General features: G+C 70.7%; 2 protein-coding genes. Both read right to left on the reverse strand.

What is annotated here, in order from left to right:
* On the reverse strand, window positions 1-280 hold a 280-nt coding region (tnpB, locus tag DRB17_RS19810; RefSeq protein ID WP_147274984.1), incomplete at its 3' end, for an IS66 family insertion sequence element accessory protein TnpB.
* Window positions 277-639, reverse strand: a complete 363-nt coding sequence (tnpA, locus tag DRB17_RS19815) for an IS66-like element accessory protein TnpA (RefSeq protein WP_114583951.1) — start codon at window positions 637-639, stop codon at window positions 277-279. The genes tnpB and tnpA, both read right to left, overlap by 4 nt.
* Between the last annotated feature and the right edge of the window lie 101 nt (window positions 640-740).

The raw sequence follows: 740 nt of genomic DNA on the forward strand, positions 1-740 counted from the left end.
CCAGCTGCGCCGAGGTCAGCCGCACGCTCCCATCCGCCGGCGACGGCCAAGGGAACCGGCCGCGCTCCAGGACCTTGTAGTACAGGCAGAACCCCTGGCCGTCCCAATACAACAGCTTCAGTCTGTCGCCGCGGCGCCCGCGGAACGCAAACACCGCGCCCGAGGCCGGGTTCTGCCGCAGCACCTCCTGCGCCAGCGCCGCCAAGCCGGTGATGCCCTTGCGCATGTCCGTGACGCCGGCGGCCAGGTACACGCGCACGCCGGTTCCGGGGCCGATCATGCGCCCTCGACCGCGCGGACGAGGCGCTGCAGCACAGCCGGCGGCACGGCCGTCGTGACGCTCAGCGTCCGACCCTTGGCCAGACCGACCGTCACGGGGTGGGCACCCCCGACCGGCGTCTCGTTGGCAACCAGCGGCTCGGCAGTGACCGGGAGGAACACGCTGCGCTCCACCTCGATCAGGCCCCGGCGGGCAAGCTCCCGTCGCCACTGGTAGATCTGCGAGCGGTTCAGATCGTGCCGGCGCGCGATATCGGCGACCCGGGCACCGTTCACTCCCACCTCGCCGACGATCGCCAGCTTCTGCTCGTCACTCCAGCGCCGCCGGCGCTCGACACCCGTCAGGATCTCCTGCCGCATCCAGCCGCTCCCGCCTTGCTCACGTCAGTAACAACGTCGCTACCAACGTCAGCCTAAGCGGCGAACGTCAGATGCCAAGGCGGCCCTGACCGGCCGGTTAC

Source organism: Ferruginivarius sediminum, from assembly GCF_003344765.1.
Classification (GTDB): Bacteria; Pseudomonadota; Alphaproteobacteria; order Kiloniellales; family Rhodovibrionaceae; genus Ferruginivarius; species Ferruginivarius sediminum.